Origin of the sequence: Vibrio sp. Isolate32, from assembly GCF_022397955.1 — a bacterium.
Taxonomy (GTDB): Bacteria; Pseudomonadota; Gammaproteobacteria; order Enterobacterales; family Vibrionaceae; genus Vibrio.
The window spans coordinates 72,868-90,889 of record NZ_JAKEUQ010000021.1 but is presented as its reverse complement, the minus strand read 5'-3'; the positions used below and the strand labels follow the sequence as shown (position 1 = coordinate 90,889).

General features: G+C 42.6%; 16 protein-coding genes and 2 pseudogenes. 5 read left to right on the top strand and 13 right to left on the bottom strand.

What is annotated here, in order from left to right; genetic code table 11:
* Nucleotides 1-237: transposase (locus L1D11_RS15885; protein WP_239832794.1), on the top strand; the 237-nt coding region annotated here is incomplete at its 5' end.
* Nucleotides 238-415: 178 nt separating this feature from the next.
* Nucleotides 416-1,327 (top strand): 2OG-Fe(II) oxygenase, encoded by a 912-nt coding sequence (locus L1D11_RS15880; RefSeq protein ID WP_239834626.1) that lies wholly within the window; start codon nt 416-418, stop codon nt 1,325-1,327.
* 365 nt (nt 1,328-1,692) lie between these two features.
* On the opposite strand, the pseudogene L1D11_RS15875 reads toward L1D11_RS15880, so the two are convergent.
* Nucleotides 1,693-1,902: pseudogene (locus tag L1D11_RS15875) on the bottom strand (efflux RND transporter permease subunit); the annotation flags it as partial.
* On the opposite strand from L1D11_RS15875, the pseudogene L1D11_RS15870 reads away from it, so the two are divergent.
* Nucleotides 1,896-2,246: pseudogene (locus L1D11_RS15870) on the top strand (transposase); the annotation flags it as partial. The pseudogenes L1D11_RS15875 and L1D11_RS15870 sit on opposite strands and share 7 nt — an antisense overlap.
* 71 nt (nt 2,247-2,317) lie before the next feature.
* On the opposite strand, the gene L1D11_RS15865 reads toward L1D11_RS15870, so the two are convergent.
* From L1D11_RS15865 to L1D11_RS15825, 9 genes are all read right to left on the bottom strand, one after another.
* Entirely contained in the window at nt 2,318-3,961 is a 1,644-nt protein-coding gene (locus L1D11_RS15865; RefSeq protein WP_239834625.1) for a sulfatase-like hydrolase/transferase, read from the bottom strand.
* A gap of 170 nt (nt 3,962-4,131) precedes the next feature.
* Nucleotides 4,132-5,538: an aldehyde dehydrogenase family protein gene (locus L1D11_RS15860; RefSeq protein WP_239834624.1), complete on the bottom strand. Its 1,407-nt coding sequence runs from the start codon at nt 5,536-5,538 to the stop codon at nt 4,132-4,134.
* Between the two features lie 33 nt (nt 5,539-5,571).
* Nucleotides 5,572-7,062: a tripartite tricarboxylate transporter permease gene (locus L1D11_RS15855; RefSeq protein WP_239834623.1), complete on the bottom strand. Its 1,491-nt coding sequence runs from the start codon at nt 7,060-7,062 to the stop codon at nt 5,572-5,574.
* Between the two features lie 29 nt (nt 7,063-7,091).
* Nucleotides 7,092-7,679 (bottom strand): hypothetical protein, encoded by a 588-nt coding sequence (locus L1D11_RS15850; protein WP_239862619.1) that lies wholly within the window; start codon nt 7,677-7,679, stop codon nt 7,092-7,094.
* A 63-nt stretch (nt 7,680-7,742) separates the two neighbouring features.
* Nucleotides 7,743-8,681 carry a tripartite tricarboxylate transporter substrate binding protein gene (locus tag L1D11_RS15845; RefSeq protein WP_239834849.1) on the bottom strand — a complete coding sequence of 313 codons (939 nt, stop codon included), beginning with the start codon at nt 8,679-8,681 and terminating at the stop codon, nt 7,743-7,745.
* Nucleotides 8,682-8,736: 55 nt separating this feature from the next.
* On the bottom strand, nt 8,737-9,213 hold the full coding sequence (locus tag L1D11_RS15840; RefSeq protein ID WP_239862617.1) for a universal stress protein: 477 nt from the start codon (nt 9,211-9,213) through the stop codon (nt 8,737-8,739).
* Between the two features lie 57 nt (nt 9,214-9,270).
* Complete coding sequence (locus L1D11_RS15835) at nt 9,271-10,563, bottom strand: FAD-binding oxidoreductase (RefSeq protein WP_239832830.1); 1,293 nt, start codon at nt 10,561-10,563, stop codon at nt 9,271-9,273.
* 50 nt (nt 10,564-10,613) lie between these two features.
* Nucleotides 10,614-11,036 (bottom strand): RidA family protein, encoded by a 423-nt coding sequence (locus tag L1D11_RS15830; RefSeq protein WP_239832831.1) that lies wholly within the window; start codon nt 11,034-11,036, stop codon nt 10,614-10,616.
* A gap of 40 nt (nt 11,037-11,076) precedes the next feature.
* Complete coding sequence (locus tag L1D11_RS15825; protein WP_239832832.1) at nt 11,077-12,216, bottom strand: tyramine oxidase subunit B; 1,140 nt, start codon at nt 12,214-12,216, stop codon at nt 11,077-11,079.
* Nucleotides 12,217-12,449: 233 nt separating this feature from the next.
* Here L1D11_RS15825 and L1D11_RS15820 point away from each other — a divergent pair, with 233 nt between their 5' ends.
* Nucleotides 12,450-13,286 carry a helix-turn-helix domain-containing protein gene (locus L1D11_RS15820; protein WP_239832833.1) on the top strand — a complete coding sequence of 279 codons (837 nt, stop codon included), beginning with the start codon at nt 12,450-12,452 and terminating at the stop codon, nt 13,284-13,286.
* A gap of 84 nt (nt 13,287-13,370) precedes the next feature.
* Here the strand turns inward: L1D11_RS15820 and L1D11_RS15815 are convergent, their stop codons facing one another.
* On the bottom strand, nt 13,371-14,543 hold the full coding sequence (locus L1D11_RS15815; protein WP_345772740.1) for a p-hydroxyphenylacetate 3-hydroxylase oxygenase component: 1,173 nt from the start codon (nt 14,541-14,543) through the stop codon (nt 13,371-13,373).
* A 165-nt stretch (nt 14,544-14,708) separates the two neighbouring features.
* Between L1D11_RS15815 and hpaA the strand changes: the two genes are divergently transcribed.
* Nucleotides 14,709-15,581: a 4-hydroxyphenylacetate catabolism regulatory protein HpaA gene (gene hpaA, locus L1D11_RS15810; RefSeq protein ID WP_239832835.1), complete on the top strand. Its 873-nt coding sequence runs from the start codon at nt 14,709-14,711 to the stop codon at nt 15,579-15,581.
* A 43-nt stretch (nt 15,582-15,624) separates the two neighbouring features.
* Here the strand turns inward: hpaA and L1D11_RS15805 are convergent, their stop codons facing one another.
* Both L1D11_RS15805 and hpaD read right to left on the bottom strand, forming a co-directional pair.
* Complete coding sequence (locus tag L1D11_RS15805) at nt 15,625-17,082, bottom strand: NAD-dependent succinate-semialdehyde dehydrogenase (RefSeq protein WP_239832836.1); 1,458 nt, start codon at nt 17,080-17,082, stop codon at nt 15,625-15,627.
* A 9-nt stretch (nt 17,083-17,091) separates the two neighbouring features.
* Nucleotides 17,092-17,949 (bottom strand): 3,4-dihydroxyphenylacetate 2,3-dioxygenase, encoded by an 858-nt coding sequence (gene hpaD, locus L1D11_RS15800; protein WP_239832837.1) that lies wholly within the window; start codon nt 17,947-17,949, stop codon nt 17,092-17,094.
* Nucleotides 17,950-18,022 lie beyond the last annotated feature (73 nt).

The following is an 18,022-nucleotide window of genomic DNA, read 5'->3' as shown; positions in this document are numbered from 1 at the left end:
GAGGTGTGGTGGGCACAAGTACAGGAGAGTGGAATTAAGCCATTGCAAGAGTTCGCACGAAAACTGAGTCCTTATCTTCACGGCATTATCGCATCGGCAAGTTATCCGCTTAACACCTGCACATTGGAAGGGATAAACAACAAGATAAAACTAATCAAGCGAATGGGATATGGGTATCGAGATACAGACTACTTCTTCTTGAAGATAAAAGCGGCTTTCCCCGGAAAGCCGCGATGAACCTTTTTTAATTTGGTCATCACTCTATATTCCTGCCACTCATTTACTCATGCAGAACTGCTAAGCCGCTGTTCGATTATATAGAAAACGTTAATTCTGTTTTGCCAAGCGCCTCGTTTATCTGCCAACCTTGGTTGTAATAGAGTGGTCGCAAGCAAACAAAAGGAGCGAACACACTATGTTATCTAACCAATTAGAGCGCGCACGCGCCATCGACTTACCAACACGAGAAGCGATGCTTCAACGAGCTCCTTCTGTACAGCAGTTTTGGGACAACAATAAGGGCTTGTTCAGCGAGGCTTGGAAAGAATGGGAAACAAGCGTGGAAGGCAGCCAATTGGATTTCGACGATTCGATGTTAGATGCCCGCCTAAGTGAGGCTGTCAGAGAAGCTTGGCAAGACCCAACGAAAGAAGTAGCGGTAAAAGACTTACTCGAAGAGATCTCTCCTGGGGTATTTAAGTTCCAATTCTTTGATGCTGAACGTCTCACTGAATTACGTGATTACTTGGAAGCGGTCTCAAATGCTCAAATCCCGCTGCGCCCTCCATATGGCATAGTGCTCAACCGAGGTGGAGCAATGTTAGATAGTCGATCTGAAGGTTATTTAGCTGCGCCAAGTTTCCAAGCGTTTTACCGTGATTTACTCGACAGTTACATGCGCCCTATCGCTCGATTGCTGTTCCCAGAAATCATGGGCTACGATACGCAAACTTTTGGATTTTCGATTCAATATCAAGCGAACAAAGACACGTCTTTGCGCCTTCATACTGACGCGTCTTCTGTCACGCTCAACATTAATGTAAATATGCCAGATGAAGAATTTTCAGGTTCAGAGCTTAACTTTTATGATCCATCTACAGGTAAAATGAACGAAACAACATTCACGCCTGGTGTCGCTATGATTCATCGAGGAAACGTTGCACATGCGGCACTGCCGATAACAAGTGGTGAACGTTCAAACTTGGTATTGTGGTTGTATGGCGATCGTGGACAAATACCACACCACAGTTCGGTATTAGAACCGATAGATGCGCATCAACGTTGGACGGTACCAACCGTTGTATATGACAATTTTGCACCATTCTAGACAGCTTCGCACGATGTTAAATGATACAAACTCTTTTAGCCTTTTACGACAATTGAGAGAATAAAATACAAAGCGCGTCCACCATTGTTCATGGTAGGCGCGTTTTAGTTTTCACTTCAATTGAATCGTCAATCTATATAGCTAGGGCGTGTTGACCTTTCGTGGTTAAATTTTGTTTGGATGGGGACGCCTAGTCAAAGGCGTTTTAATCGCGGCGAGGGGGAAGTAGCCTAGCACTCTAAGCAAATCTCCCTCAACAAAGAGTAAAACGCTTTTTGCGAGGGCGCCCAGCTCGAAAGATCAACACGCCCTAGTTATGTGAGTTTCGTTCTCAACCGAGTCAGTATGCCCACCTGTTTTAGATTTTACATACCAACGTAAGCAGTTGTTGCTAAGAACAATGAGAAGAAGGATCCGGCTGTCACACCTCCGATTAACACCAAACCAATATTGATTCCACCTAATGAAACGGATCCACCCGCTAATGCCCACGGCAATGAACCGAAGATCATCTTCAATGACTTCATCAAGATCGGACATAATCTTGAACGCGCACTGCTGATCGCTGCTTCTTTGCTTCTTTTGGAAACTCAAGAAAGGATATTATCCACTTAAGAAAACCATTAATACTGTGCTTGATGGTGATGCCTATCATCGATGAGAAATCGTGAAAATGCGATAAAAGTGATCTAGACAGAGCTTCATTGCTCCCCCCATACAGCCCAAACTTAAATCCAATCGAGCGACTTTGGAAAGTCATGAATGAACGTATAAGGAACAATATTAATTTCACCTCTAAAGCAACATTCACCTCTGCGAACCAAAGTTTTTTGATGTGACGTTACTAGAAGTTGCCGGCTCACTTGCATCCAGAATTAAGTTTAATTTTCAAAGACTTAAACCTGCAACTTCAATTTGAACGGGGCAATTGAATTTCGGAACAAAGACATACTTAGTAAGCTGTCAACAAACATACCGTGTTAAATAATATCAATAACCACTTACCCAGTTAGGAATAATAACATTATTTGCTTTTTGATAACCTTCCCACGCCAGCTTTAGTTTTTTAAGAACTTCAGGTCGTTGCTTACTAAGGTCAACTGTCATTGAAACATCATTTTCGATGTTAAACAATGCCCAATTTGACGTATCATCAACTAAATTACTAACCGCTATCCATTGACCATCATTCACCGATACTTTTCCAAAAAGCTCGGTAATAACCAATTCATTATTTACACCTAAGTTATCAGATTCAACCAAAGAACGACCTGTGTATTGATGCTTATCTGAGCCAATATTATTCTCATGTGCTGCAGTGAGGTTTGTTAATTCGAGAACTGTTGGCACAAAGTCTTTAACAGTGGTTAGTGCGTTCACCATCCTTCCTTTGTTATCTTGATTAGGGTACTTAATAAATGAGATAACTTGTGTACCGCCTAACTGTGGATAGCCTTTAAACATGTCAAAGCCAGGGGATGTCACCCTGCCCCAATTAGGACCGAGCAGTGTATATGAGTTGACCTTGCCCATATTTGCGTATGAGAAGTCATGCGTATTATTAATGGTAGTTCGGATCTTTGGAAATTGGTCCATCGGCCAGATCTCATCAAGCGTATGCCCTTCAGTTCCGTTATCAGATAAAAATACAATCATCGTGTTATCGTACTTGCCGAGCTGTTTTAGCTTGTCTATAACCTTGCCAGTGTAGTGATCAATTTGATCTATCATTGCGGCATAGATTTCCATTGATCTGATCTCAGCTTTCTTTTGTTCAGCCGATAACTCACTCCACGCTTGCCCTTCGGGGTATCGGTCTGTGTAATTAGATTCACTCGGAATCAACCCCAGCTCTTTCTGTTTGTCAAACCTAGCTTTATATAGTGCTTCATAGCCTTGGTCATAATTGCCTTTGTATTTAGCCACCACCTTGTCCGGAGCCTGCAAAGGCCAGTGTGGAGCCGTATAACTTATTACACCAAAGAAAGGTCTGTCTTTCGCTTGCTCGATAAACTCTATTGCTTTGTCTGCATAGAACTGCGTCGAGTAATCAAAATCATCTGGCAATTTATCAATCAACTGTCCGTTGACGGAATACGGCGCTTTGGCATCGGGAGTCGGTGAATACGCTGGCTTCATATCATTATAATGGCTCGCACCACCACTATTCAGAGCAAAGGTTTGAGAAAAACCTCGGTCGAATGGACGGTTTTGATCGCCTTTACTTAAGTGCCATTTACCCGTGTAGAATGTACTATAGCCATGCTGCTGCAATGTTTCAGATATCAGAACCACTTTATCGTTAATCATCCCTTCATATCCAGGCTGACCTTGTTGGTTGGGGGCCATTTCTTCAAGCATATTACCTAAGCCCGCTTTGTGGCTATCGACCCCAGTCCATAACATGGAACGAGTAGGCGAACAGGCTGGTGCTGCTTGCATATTAGACATAATCACACTTTGATTTGCTAATTCATCTAGATTGCTGGTTTGTACTTCACTGCCAAATTTACTGAGGTCGGCATACCCCATATCATCTGCAACAACAAAAAGAATATTAGGTCGTTCTACATTATTTGCACAAACATTAAAGCTGCTGATAGCGGCAATTAATGGGATCAGTTTTTCTTTCACGTTAACACCTCAAATAAGTTTCTATTAAATAGAGCGAAGTGCCAAAATTATTGGTTAACTTTGTTAATATTCTTAACTAATAAAATTGACGTCTGACGATAGCCTCTGACATATTTAATTTAAGTAAGACACTGTATCTAAAGAATTTCCATCCTTTAATTTACACACATTTACAAGTTGATATTAATGACTTTTAATAAGCTGTTTTCTAATAATCCTTCCAATCCAAACTGAACACCAAAACCCGACATTTTGCAGCCACCAAATGGAACATGTGGCAGAACTTCTGCGTGTCCATTAATCCATACCGTTCCACATTCGAGACTACCGGCCAGTCGTTTCGCTTGTTCTGTATCTCCCCAGATTGACCCACCAAGACCAAACTCTGCATCATTGGCAAGTTCAATCGCTTCATCAATAGTGTTATACTTAATCACGGGTAACGCTGGTCCAAATTGCTCTTCATCTACTAAGCGCATACCTTTTTGGGCATTGCCCACAATAGTTGGAGGGAAAAAGTATCCGGCCATATCAAGGCGCTCCCCACCCGAATATACCGTTGCTCCCTTTTCTTTAGCGTCTTGAGTAAAAGTCACCACTGTTTCAAGTTGACCACTATTTTGTACCGGGCCAAAAGTGGTGCCCTCAACTAAGCCATCTCCAACAACTTGCTGCTTTGCAATATCAGCCAGTTTTTGGCAAAGCGCATCATGCTGAGATTCATGAACATACAAACGTTTTAAGGCTGCACATGTTTGCCCCATGTTGATAAATGAGGTGCCGTAAATCCCTTGTGCTAAGGCGTCAAGGTCTGAGTCTGGCAGCACAATCGCGGCATCATTACCTCCAAGCTCCAACGTAAGACGCTTAAGATTGCTAGTTGCCGCTTGCATAATGCGCTGACCCGTTGGCGTTGAACCAGTGAAAACCAACTTGTCAATACCGTCATGCTCACTCATAGCTTTACCAATGTCGCCACGACCAGAAACTACATTTAATACACCAGCAGGAAGAACATCTTGCAATAATTCACCCAATTTAAGCGTGTTAATGGGCGTCATACCCGATGGTTTGATGACTACAGTATTCCCCATACGCAATGCTGGAATAATATGCCAAATGGCGATCATTAATGGCCAGTTCCAAGGGGTAATCGAGCCGACGACACCAATCGCTCGCCTGTGACCTTCAATACGCTTATTGGGTGAGTCTTCATAAACGGTAACAGGAATATCAATACTTGCAGTATGTCGAGTCCAAGCTATCGCGCCGCCAACCTCCATCTGTGCGACTTGTAATGGTTTGCCCTGCTCTTTAACAATAATATTGGCGAGCTCTTCAGTATTGTTTTCAATTACATCGGCAATTTTATTGATATAAACATCACGTACTTCTTGAGCCAAAAGACTCCATGTTTTAAAGGCGGTTTGTGCACTGTCTATGGCTTCATCAAGTTGTGCCATTGATGCTGTCGGAGCGGTGAATACTGTCAACTCTGTCGCTGGGTTAACAACCTCACTTGAAAGCATTTCACCTTGCACCGATTGACCGTTAATCGTCATACTAATTTGATTCATGTTGAGTTCCTTTCGTTTCAGTATTTCTATTTATTATGTAGTTACTGCGCGTTTACTGTCTTTAAGCATAGTAAAAATAAAGATGCTTACCGACACTAGAATTATAATGAGTAGTGCAAGGCTGATCGGGCGGTCCCAAAAGACTGAAAAGTCACCATTGGATACGCCCAATGCCTGCTTTGTTCTTGCGATAAATACCGGACCGAGTACCAAACCCAAGATGATTGGTACTGCGGGGATTTGCTCTCGTTTGAGGATGTAACCGAATACCGCAAAACCAAGTGCTATGAGTGCATCTGAAAATTGGTAATTTTGGCTATAACTGCCGATAAAGCTTAGCACCAAAATAACAGCACCAATAAATCGGCCACGAATTCGAGTTAAGTTCGCAATCCATTTACTACTAAACGTTAAGTATATGAACGCCACAATATTGATTAGAAATAGTGATATATATAAGCCCGATATGAATTCTGGCTTTTCAGCAAATAACGTTGGGCCAGGAATATAGTTGTGGACCATGAACACCGACAACAACATCGCCATCAATGCATCTGCCGGAATACCAAATGCCAATAGAGGAACCATAACTGACGAAGTTACCGCGTTATTGGAAGTTTCAGACGCGATGAGTCCCTCCTCGGCGCCTTGGCCGAACTTTTCGGGATTATCGGAAAGCTTTTGTGCCAAGGTATAAGAGAAAAATTGCGACCCAAACTCACCCACACCCGGGAGTAGCCCCATCAGAACACCCAATGTAGCTGAACGCAATACTGTCCATTTATGCCTAATAACTACCAGCATGCCAGCAAAACGTCCTTTCCCTTCATAGGTAGTAACCTGCGCATCGTTGCCTTTTTGTGAAAGTAAAATAAAAGCTTGAGACATGGCAAATAAACCAATCACGGTTGGCACCAGTGGGATTCCTCCGTATAACCATTCTTGTTCAAAGGTGTAAGTCATGGTGCTGTATGAACGATCAATGCCTATAGTGCCTAAAAAAATGCCCAAACCTAGCATCATCGCCGCTGAAAACGCCTGCTTGTAATGCGCCATAACCACGAAGATCATGCCAAGTGCAGCCAACATTGCAAATTCTGCAGAACCAAAATGCATTGCCACTTGTGATAGCAACGGAGCAAGCAATACCAGAGAAAGTACGCTGATCATACCGCCAACAAATGATGATGAATAAGCAATGGATAGTGCCCGTTTCCCTTCCCCTTTTTGGGTCATTGGGTAACCATCGTACGTGGTGAGAACGGCAACTGGTGTGCCGGGGGTATTCATTAAAATTGCGGGGATTGCACCGCCATACCATGCACCACCATATACTCCAAGTAACAGGGTTACGGCTGGTAAGGGATCTAAACTAAATGTCATTGGCAATAAGATAGCCATAACACCTGCTGGCTCTAAACCAGGAATAGCACCGATAGAAACACCAAGGATAGCGCCAAAAAAAATGGCTAACATCACCTCGATGCTTAATATTTCATTAAGGCCTAAAAGAATAGTTTCCATAAATACAGTTCACTTATTATTTACACTCACTACAAGTACATATTTGCAAAATCAGACATTTCTTCTGGAAACAAAGAATATAACCACACATCGGGAAGCCATAGGTTCACAGCAACTCTAAATATTAAAATAATTGCGATCACAGAAAATAATGAAGTCACAACCCAAAACCGTGTAAATAAGTTGCTAATCCACAACATAGATAAAATTAGAAAAAAACTTGATAACGCAAAACCAATGATGGATAAACTGGAAATATATAAAATAAAGAAACCACTAATAATAACCGCAGTCCTATATTTACTCACCACCTTAAAACCTAGCTCAATCGGGTTAATCATTCGTAAATATTTAAAAAATTTAATCGTATAAATCAGCGTATAAGTTCCACTGAATAATGCGATGATACCCAGCCCGACAAATGGCGCAATGTAAGGCTGAGAAAACCAGCCATAGGCATGAGCAACTTCTTTAGCTTGGCTTGGCTGCAATAAAATCAAGATCACCGAACCTATAAATGATAATAGATAGAAATAATAATGCGATGGAAGAGCGGAAGTAGCCGAAATATTCTCTTCCGATTGCTCTAGGTTCAGCTCTTTTATTTCAATAGCCATAAAAACCTCCCTTAACATGCTCTATAGGCCAGTGGTTACTAACCACCTAGCCCATTCTTTCAATCACTTCATATAATCAAGAAGTTCTTTAGCACTTGCAAAGTCATTGGCAATTACATCCTGAGCTTCTTGACCACCAATCCAAAATACACTTGCACCCGTATTTTGACTTAGGTTCTCAACTCTTTCTGTTGCTAGGGCTTTTTGAGCGATTTCAGCAATCACGTTTTTCACCTTTTCAGGTGTTCCTTTCTTCACGAACAAACCATTCCATGTCGTTTGTGGTACGCCTGTTTGTTCCTCAAGTGTTGCAACATCCGGGCTAATACTTAAACGCTCGTGCGTAATCGATGCGATAATTTTTACGTCACCTGACTTTAGACACGAAAGAATAGTTTGAGTCACAGTATTCACCACATCAGCATCACCATTGGCAAGTGTTGAGCAATCAATCGAATCAAAAGGTGCATTAGAAGAGAACTTAAGACCAATTTCATCTGCCGCTTTAAAAGTAATTGCCGTTGGTAGCGCTTGATAACCAAAGTGTGCTAATGAGAGGTTGTTATTCTTTGAGTATTCAGCGAGCTCTTGCATGTTGTTGTATGGTGCATCTGCTTTAACAGCAATAACAAATGGATAGTCTAAGAAAATACCGACAGGTTCAAAGGTCGACTGATCAAACGGCGCGTTACCCGATAAGATATGAGTCGTTAGTATATCAGCTACAAAAGAACCAATAGTTAAACCGTCAGCTCGAGCACGCGATACCTCTGCAGCGCCAACAATGCCTGCACCACCAGGCTTATTGACTACAGTAGCCGGCTTACCTGTCTCTTTAGACATCTCTTCCGCGATAATTCGAGTTAACACATCTTCCAAATCACCTGGAGGCCATGGCACAATATATTTGACTGGGCGGTGCGGATAATCAGCAGCGAACGTTGTTAATGGCGAAAGCAATAATACAAATATAGCTATTAATATTAGGTTAATCCTTTTCATATTCATTCCTTATTCTTTGTTTCTTTAAATACTGACATTGACTAAAAAACTATAATTAATTTGTGATAGGTACGATCAGCACTGGAATAGTACTTTGCCTTAATACCTTGGCTGGCGTTGATCCAAGAAAAACTCTCGAGAGTTCGCCTGACTTCCGGATTCCCATCACAATTAGCTCTGCATTAAAATGCCTAGCCGTATTAATAATCACCTCTTCGGGTTCTCCAAACTGAACACAAACAGAAAATTTAACATTTTCATCTAATTCAGATAAACGTTCTGTTAAAAACCTATTTATTCTCTGTTTGATATTTTCGATTAGTTCCTGTTTTTTTTTACGAGAATGACACTGATCAACGTCACCCGGTAAATAAGAGAAAGCAATTTCTGTCATCACGCTATTGGCTTTGTTCACCGCATGTACGTAAATTATCTGAGATTGATGTTTTATTGCTTGGCTAATAGCAAACTCAAATACCTGTCGACTACCATTACTTGCATCAGACGCATAAATAATTGCATTACTCTTCATTGACAGACATCTCCCTACATTTAGTTGAATCGATCCGCTGAAAATTTGCACTCAAGCTTATAATCGACTAAAGCGATAAGGTGTCGGATCGATAATCGGTTGATTGCCCGACACCAAATCTGCAGCCAAATGACCTGCCGCTGGGCCGGTACCAAAGCCATGCCCTGAAAAGCCTGTCGCCACCACCAAACCCGGTATATGTTCAATCTTATCAATCACTGGGTTTGAGTCCGGCGTAACATCAATAAGCCCAGCCCACGATTCTTCAATTTCTGCATTTTCAAACATTGGATACGCGTTTTTTAAATTTGTTAACGCTTCATTAATCAAGCTAGCGTTATGTGCTGGATTTAGCGTACGAACACTCTCGAAAGGAGATTTTTTTCCTTCCTTCCAACGTCGTGGCATTTTTAAGTCATTAATGAGATGCTTACCCACCTTGATACGTAAAACGTCTCGTTGATGTTTTAATTGACCTAAATAATGGTGACCAATTAGCAGGTGGTCTAAACAAATAGGAGCATCTAATGCGCCTCTCTGTGTGATAATAAAGCCACCGTCCTGATGTTTACGAAATGAAAAATTCGATGCTCCGACTGCAATATCCGTAGGGCCCTGCATAGGTTTCGTTCTCATTACCGAGCAAATTAAAGGGAGTGTTGGCAAGGAGACCCCTAGGTTGCCCAAGAAACGTCTCGACCATGCTCCCCCCGCAAGAATGGCATGCTCACAGCGAATCTCGCCCTTTTCAGTGATAACACCACTCACTTTGCCACCTGATCGAATAAGATCACGAACCGCGCAATGCTGAACAACCTTTACACCTCTTTCTATCGCTTTTTCAAGGATCTTAATGGCAGCAATGCAAGGTTCTGCTCGGCCATCGGATGGCGTATAAATAGCGCCACTCCATGAACGTCGGCTGTTTCCCAATAACTTATTAACCTTATCTTCGCCTAATAAGTGAGAATCGAGACCCAGACCATTCACGGAATCAAGCCACCCCTCGTAAACACCCATTTGTTCTTCGGTGTCAGCCAAAAACATAATGCCAGACTGTTTATATCCAAGATCATGTCCAACTCTTTCACTCATTCCAGCCCAGAGTTTATCTGCGGCGAGCGCTAAGGGCACATCATCAGAATGACGACTTGTTTTTCGTATCCAACCTAAGTTTCTAGAAGATTGCTCACCCGCAACGTGACCTTTTTCAATCAAGACAACAGGAATATTATTTTCAGCTAAAGTCAGCGCGGCACTTACGCCAACTATGCCACCACCAATAATGACAACGCTGGTCTCTTTAGGTAGCTCGTTATGAGTGAGAATTTTTTTGATATTTTTTGTCATCGTAAGTCCTCTATTTACCCTCTTACCGTCAATCAAGGTGTTCTATTGGCTTACTGCGACAGTAAGATTTGATCTACATGAGCGTGCGATGCGCCACGATAAGCCGTCACTTCAATTTCTACCTCATATAGCGTTGAGCCTAGTGGTGGGCAGGTTACAGTTGTCGTTGGATCAACACCTCTGAATTTTTTTCCTATCAACTCCATAACGGCCGATACGTTATCTGGATTTTGAATGAACACTTTCGATATCACGACATCTTGAAGACATGAGTTAACGGCACCTAACGCGTTTTCGATGTTTTTAAATACTTGCTCAGTCTGTTCAAAAACATCGCTTGGCATCTGGTTAGTTTCTGGGTTGCGACCCGCTGTATTTGAAACGAAGATCCAGTTATCAACTGCTACAATGCGAGAGTAGCTTGCTACCTCTTCAAACTTGGAACCTGTTTTAACCTTTACAATATGTGTCATATTTACTTCCTTGCTGATAAGTACTAAATTAACGAGTGGCTTACTTGAGTACAGGTTGGTCCCAAAGATTGAGGCTGACACCAATGCCTTTATCTACGGCATTACGATAGATTTTGGTTGCCCAGGCCACGTCCTCCACCGGCATCCCACCAACGGAAAGAATGATGATTTCATCGTCATTTTGACGAGCAAAGGTATCACCCGCGACAATAGCACCCAGGTCTTGAAGATCGTTTAGCGTTAGCTTTCCTTCTTCAACCATATCCATAAATCGGACCCCAACAAGAGGGATTATATTGTGAGCAGGTTTTGGTACTTCTTCGTACCAAGCTTGATAAAGCCCCGTATTATCAAGTACTTTACGTACATCGCTTTGTTCCATCCCCTCATCCAGGCTGCAGCTAGCCGGCATAGCAAGAAACGCCCCCGGTTTAACCCACTCACGCTTCACTTCAGGGTATAAACTTGGGTCACCTGTTTCACCAGAATTACAAAAGGTGACAATATCTGAGCCTCGAACCACAGCCTCAATACTGTCTACAACCTCTACATTTGAAATCTGAGGGTATGTGCCAGTCAGCCAATGTAAGAAACTATTAAGGCTCTTTTGACCGCGACCCTTAATTTTGATCGTGTCGATTTTTGGACAAGCGGCGATGCAGGCTGATACGGTTGTTTTCCCCATGACACCTGGACCTAATAAACCAATGACCTTAGAGTCTTTTCGTGCAAGGTGACGAGCCCCGACTCCAGGTATAGCACCAGTGCGATACGCCGATAATAAGTTTGCAGACATGAACGCCAACGGTGCGCTGGTTTCGATATCATTCAAGATAAACATCAGAATAGAACGAGGAAGGTCTTTTTCACGATTCGCGATGTTAGAGCCGTACCATTTCACCCCACAGGTTCCGAAATCTCCGCCTAAATACGCAGGCATCGCCATTAAACGTCGATCTGCAGTTGGCTTGGGCATACTTGGGAATGGCGACTCATCTGGAAAAGTTACCATGGCACCATGAGAGTCATTGTTTGGCCCCGCCATGCGATAATCACCTTTATACAAAAGCTCAAACATCTCTTCCATGGTATCAACACAAGCTAGCATATCGGTAACGCCGGCTTTAATCATGTCTTGCTCAGACAGGTATAGAAAATCGATTTTCGTGTTGGTTGACATATAAGTCCCTACTTCCTCATATCAATAATTAAGCACTTTTCAGTGACTTTGGGTTCGCCTAACAAGCAAACGCCTTGGTTAAAATTGATATTAAGGGCTGAAGCATTATCGGTATTGAACTTTTGCGACATAGATTATGAGCAAGCCCACAAAAACGACCAACAATTTAACAAGTAAGGATACAAACCACTAACATGACAATGTGGCTTATTGATAGAAAGGAAGTTAAAAGTATGTCAAGCACCAACCAAGAGTTTAATATTTCTTCATTACGTTCTATCCAACCTTGGTTTATGTTAGGTGCAAACCATTTTAGTACTATGATTACTCAAAACACCCCACTTACTTCTCACTTCTACTCATTCAACTATCAAGCAAGTGATAAAACCGATACCGCGATACCCGATGGTTGCGTGGATTTGTTGTTTGATTGTAACAATAATGATCCAAAGGCTTATGTTTGTGGGACCCCAATAGAAGCTAGCAAAACTAAATTCAAGAATGGGCATAACTATTTTGGTGTTCGTTTCAGACCTGGTGTGATGCCTGGCCTGCTTAAGCTTTGTCCTCAGGATTTAGTGTCAAACAGGCTGGATCTTCATGATCTAATCTATAACGCTGACAGTGTATTGGAAAAGATTTGTCAGGCGCACACCTTTATGGACAGAGCACAAATTGTTTCAGATCTAATAGAGCAGATAAAATGCCGACCTACCTCATACCTAACTATGGACATCATTAGTAAGATCATTGATGCAAGAGGAAACATTCAGATACAAGATTTAGCCGATGACAGTGGTTATTCAGCACGAACACTACAACGTATTTTTAGAGACGATATAGGCCTAACACAAAAAGCATTCAGTCGCGCTATACGTTGCCAAACCGCTATCTATCAAATCAACCACCACACTGATCTTCACCTTTCTCAATTAGCAAGTGATCTTGGTTTCAGTGATCAAGCGCATTTTCAACGCGAGTTCAAAAAATTAGTGAGTGTTACTCCTATGGAGTATCAAACCCAAACCACCGCCAACCCACAAGGCCTCATTCTTCCTGAGCACCTTTAATCTTTTCGGTTCGATCTTAGTAAAACCAACAAAAAAGAGACCATGCTGATGGTCTCTTTTAGTTTTATAAATAATGTTAATGAATTAAACCATCGTCGGGTCCGGTTCTAACGCCATTAATGAACGACCTAAGATTTGTGCACACACGTCATAATCGGTATAGGCATGAGCAGCGGTCATATGTGAATCACGGAATAAACGCTGGGCTTCGTTGTCATTGAACCAAACCATGCCACCGGATGCTTCAAACAGGCGATCAACACTCTCAATACAAATCTTTACTGCATACGCTTGGTTAGTTCGCCAGAACGCAAGTGTATCTGCTGAAGGATACAGTTTGCGTGCACCATGATCTTTATGGTCGGCCCATGTTTTTTCCAATAATGCTCTGGCAGCCAATACTTGATGGGTAGATTCTGCCAGTCGCATTAACGCAGGTGTTGCCACACCAACATTGGCTCCGGTATAGGCACGAACACGGGTTTTCTGGCGCTCTTTATACACTTCCAACATACGTTCAGCGATACCGAGGCCAATAGCAGAGAAACCACAGGCGAAATATGGGCGATATGGGGTATAGAAAATCTCGCTGTCTGGGTAAAGATCAAAGCCAGACGAATATCCTTCCATCATGCTTTTCGCAGTTTCGATTCGATGTTCAGGAATAAACACATCACGAATCTCTAACGTTTTCGTGCCACTGGATTTCATACCTGCAGAGTACCAATCATCAACAATTTTATATTCATTGCGAGGAATAATACCAAAACAATAACTTTTATTTCCATCAGCATCAAAACGGTTAAAGCCAAGAATCGCCCAATTAGCATGATCACAACCACTACTCCAACGCATATCGCCATTAATGATCACACCGCCTTCTGTTTCTGATATCTTACCAAATGGGGCTATACTGCTGCTTGCTATAGCTCCGGGGTCTTCAGCCCAAAACTCATCTTGTGCTTGCTTTGAAAACATTGCCATTTGGTGGCTATGAGTAGCCAACAAGCTTGCGCTCCACGCTGTACCACCACATGCCCCCGCCAATGCTGCTACACAGTCTGCAAATTCTGGCAATGAAACCTCAAGACCACTGTATGCTTTCGGTTGAAATGCACGAAAGAAACCAATTTCACGCAATAGTCGAATATTCTCTTCTGGCGGAGTACGATCTTGCTCTGCCTGTTCCGCATTTTCAGCGATTTTTGGGAGTACCGTTTGAAGCTTTTCTAATAGTGGATTAGGTTTTTTCATCATCGATTCCTTTTGAACGAGGCCCTTGAATCGTTATCTCTATTGGGCGATTACTGAGTAGTATGCGTAAGCAATCAATAATGTTAAATGGATGTTAGAACTAATCACTTGTACTTTTCGAAGGGTTCTGTAATGTATTAACTATTAACAGAACAAGGTAAATTTAGAATGGCGCCTCTCACTATACCTAACATCAATATTGGCAAAGTTTACGACTCTCGTTATGAAGAAAACGACTTTCATATTGAAAAACTAGATAGCCTCGCCCTGTTTTTTGGCCGTAACATGCCTACCCACTACCACGATCGTTTTTATCAGGTTCATTGTATTTTAGAGGGGAATACGCACGTTCTATTGGATGAATCCCACTATTCAAAGAACGGTGTAACACTATTTTTCACCCCACCAACGGTGCCTCACTCTTTTGTTACTGATGACGAGGCCACAGGCTTTGTGATTACTGCAAGTCAAACATTAGTATGGCGTTTATTAGATATAGAGATAGGTCGAAACGATATTGCGTCGACGGCAATGCAACCCTTTTGTATCGAGCTTCCAGACACTCATCGGCTCATTTCATGGTTTAGCTATTTACTCCAAGAGCAAGAATCTACAGCGTTCATGGGCAACAGCGCCTGTCAGTCTATCTTGCAGCTGATTCTAATCGATGTGCTGCGTTTAGCGGACACGCAGCCTACCAATACGACTTACCAAAGCAGTAACGTGCATACCTTTAATCAATTCAATCAACTCATTGAGTTGCATTACAAAGATCACTGGACATTGCCCCATTACGCGGACAACATGGGACTAACCACGGCAAGGCTTAACGATATATGTCGAAGGATCAGCGGGCTGGCGTCTAAACGTTTGGTGGCGGAGCGAGTGATGCAAGAAGCTAGAAGGTTATTAATTTTGACGGCGATGTCAGTTCAAGAAGTCGCTTACGAGTTAGGCTTTCAAGACCCTGCTTATTTTGCCCGATTTTTTAAGAAAAACTCTGGGGAAACAGCCAGCAAATTCAGAAAAAAAGAGCAGTAACCACTGCTCTTTTGAAGGAAGGTTTAGATAACTCATAGCTCTATTATTTGATACCGCCCATGAACATGTACTTCATTTCCATAAATTCGTCCATGCCTTGTCTTGCTCCTTCACGCCCCAAGCCAGACTCTTTGACACCCCCAAACGGTGCTGCTGCAGTTGAAATGAGGCCTTCATTAATTCCAACCATCCCTACTTCAAGCGCCTCGCCAATTCGCCATGCTCGGCTTAAACTTTGAGTGTAAAAATATCCTGCTAAGCCTGAGTCTGTGTCATTGGCACGTTTAACGACTTCTTCTTCGCTTGAAAATTTAAATAAAGGAGCAAGTGGTCCAAATGTTTCTTCGTTCGCCACCAGCATATCGTCAGTCACACCTGTAAGCACAAACGGCTTAATGAATTGCTCAGCTCCTTGTGTATTAAACGAACCACATTGAATAACCGCCCCCTTTTGGAGTGCATCATCTACGTGCGCTCGCACTTTTTCCACCGCTTGAGTATTAATAAGAGGGCCAATCGTAACATTCTCTTCAAAGCCATCCCCTACTTTCAGTGCTTCAACCTGCGCTGAAAGCTTAGAAGCAAACTCGTCGTACACCGCTTCATGAACAAACAGCCTGTTGGGACAGACACAAGTTTGCCCTGCATTGCGGAATTTAGCGATTATAGCGCCCTCTACAGCATCATCAACATTTGCATCTTCGAATACAATAAACGGGGCATTTCCTCCTAGCTCCAAAGCCATTTTCTTGATAGACGATGCTGATTGATTCATTAGAATTCGACCGACATTAGTCGATCCTGTAAACGAAACCTTACGGACTTTTCTATTCAAAGTCAGTACACCGCCAATTTCGACAGCATCACCCGTAATAATATTAAACAAGCCGTCAGGTATTCCCGCTTGCTGTGCTAACTCAGCTAATGCAAATGCTGTAAACGGCGTATCTGGTGCTGGCTTAAGAACTATTGAGCATCCAGCTGCAAAAGCTGGAGCACATTTTCGAGTTATCATTGCTGCAGGAAAGTTCCAAGGAGTAATTGCACCGACGACACCGACCGGTTCTTTAGTAACGATTATCTTACCGTCAGTACGATGACTTGGGATGATTTCGCCGTAAGCTCGCTTAGCTTCTTCGCTGTACCACAAAACAAAACTCGCAGCGTAGGCGATTTCACCTTTGGCCTCCGTAAATGGCTTACCTTGTTCAGTCGTCAAGATAGTCGCTAGGTCATCTGAATTCTCAATAATAAGATCATACCATCTTCTGAGAACCGTTGATTTATGATCTGCCGTCGTTTTTCTCCATGATTCAAATGCACGTTGTGCAGATTCAATACAAAGCTCTGTTTCTGCCCCGCTCAAGTTGGGCACTTCACCAATGGGCTGTTGCGTCGATGGATTTATCACCATATCATTTGTTTGTGTAGGTGAAGCAAACCATTCTCCATTAATGAAACAACGCTGAACTTTTAATAAGTCGGGATTATTTAATTGCATACCCACTCTCTATTCTGTGATTTCAAATACAACGTTAACTTGCCCAGTGCCTGAACTCGGGAAGTACTCCGTCACCACTTCGCTTTTGCCTTGATATTTCTCCCAACCCAAAGCACCGAACAGTATTGCCGTGTCATGCATCCCACCTTCACCAGAACATAGGCTTGCATACTCCGGCAGCATCTTTAGGAAAGTGGCGTAATCGCGTTCCGCCCACAAATCCAACACACGCAAGTCAACTTGTCGGTTAAATTCCTTAGAAATAGTAAATGTGCCGTTGTTTGCTTCATAGTCATCATTGTCCCAGATTCGATGTGATAGCGACCCCGAAGCCAATAGCATTACACGGCTATCGCCCTCTTCAATCGCCTCTCGAATCGCTTCACCTAATTTTCTTGAAGAATCGATGTTGTGTACCGAACACCAAGCGGCAATGGACACCACTTTAAATTGGCCGTCGTTATTCATATAACGCATAGGAACCAAGGTGCCATATTCAAGATCGAGCGATTCAACCTGGTGTGAGAGAGTAAAAACGCCCTTTTTAGTGGCACGATCAGCAATCTTATCACCCAGTTCAGGGTTGCCACAGTATTGGTACTTCAAGTTCTGAATAAAATGCGGAAATTCATTACTGGTATAGTTCCCCGAGAACTGATGCCTGGAGTTTATGTGGTAACCCGCATTCACCAACCAGTGTGTATCTAACACAACAATGGTGTCCACATTGAGATTTTTCGCCATCTGAGCGATGTGTTTATGACCATTGATAGCCGCTTCACGACAACCATGCAAACGACCAGGCTGCTCAGACATTAACATGGTAGGTACATGAGTAATTTTGGCAGCAACGCAGAGTTTTCCCATCTTTCTGTTCCTTTTAAGTATGGCTTTCTGTCTTTAGTGAAGAAGCTCTATATCTTGTAATTTCTCTTTGATT

Bases quoted from the DNA above. Each gene is read 5' to 3' on its own strand.
- L1D11_RS15880 (WP_239834626.1), top strand. From the start codon at position 416: ATGTTATCTAACCAATTAGAGCGCGCACGCGCCATCGACTTACCAACA.
- L1D11_RS15860 (WP_239834624.1), bottom strand. From the start codon at position 5,538: ATGAATCAAATTAGTATGACGATTAACGGTCAATCGGTGCAAGGTGAA.
- L1D11_RS15855 (WP_239834623.1), bottom strand. From the start codon at position 7,062: ATGGAAACTATTCTTTTAGGCCTTAATGAAATATTAAGCATCGAGGTG.
- L1D11_RS15850 (WP_239862619.1), bottom strand. From the start codon at position 7,679: ATGGCTATTGAAATAAAAGAGCTGAACCTAGAGCAATCGGAAGAGAAT.
- L1D11_RS15845 (WP_239834849.1), bottom strand. From the start codon at position 8,681: ATGAAAAGGATTAACCTAATATTAATAGCTATATTTGTATTATTGCTT.
- L1D11_RS15840 (WP_239862617.1), bottom strand. From the start codon at position 9,213: ATGAAGAGTAATGCAATTATTTATGCGTCTGATGCAAGTAATGGTAGT.
- L1D11_RS15835 (WP_239832830.1), bottom strand. From the start codon at position 10,563: ATGACAAAAAATATCAAAAAAATTCTCACTCATAACGAGCTACCTAAA.
- L1D11_RS15830 (WP_239832831.1), bottom strand. From the start codon at position 11,036: ATGACACATATTGTAAAGGTTAAAACAGGTTCCAAGTTTGAAGAGGTA.
- L1D11_RS15825 (WP_239832832.1), bottom strand. From the start codon at position 12,216: ATGTCAACCAACACGAAAATCGATTTTCTATACCTGTCTGAGCAAGAC.
- L1D11_RS15820 (WP_239832833.1), top strand. From the start codon at position 12,450: ATGTCAAGCACCAACCAAGAGTTTAATATTTCTTCATTACGTTCTATC.
- L1D11_RS15815 (WP_345772740.1), bottom strand. From the start codon at position 14,543: ATGATGAAAAAACCTAATCCACTATTAGAAAAGCTTCAAACGGTACTC.
- hpaA (WP_239832835.1), top strand. From the start codon at position 14,709: ATGGCGCCTCTCACTATACCTAACATCAATATTGGCAAAGTTTACGAC.
- L1D11_RS15805 (WP_239832836.1), bottom strand. From the start codon at position 17,082: ATGCAATTAAATAATCCCGACTTATTAAAAGTTCAGCGTTGTTTCATT.
- hpaD (WP_239832837.1), bottom strand. From the start codon at position 17,949: ATGGGAAAACTCTGCGTTGCTGCCAAAATTACTCATGTACCTACCATG.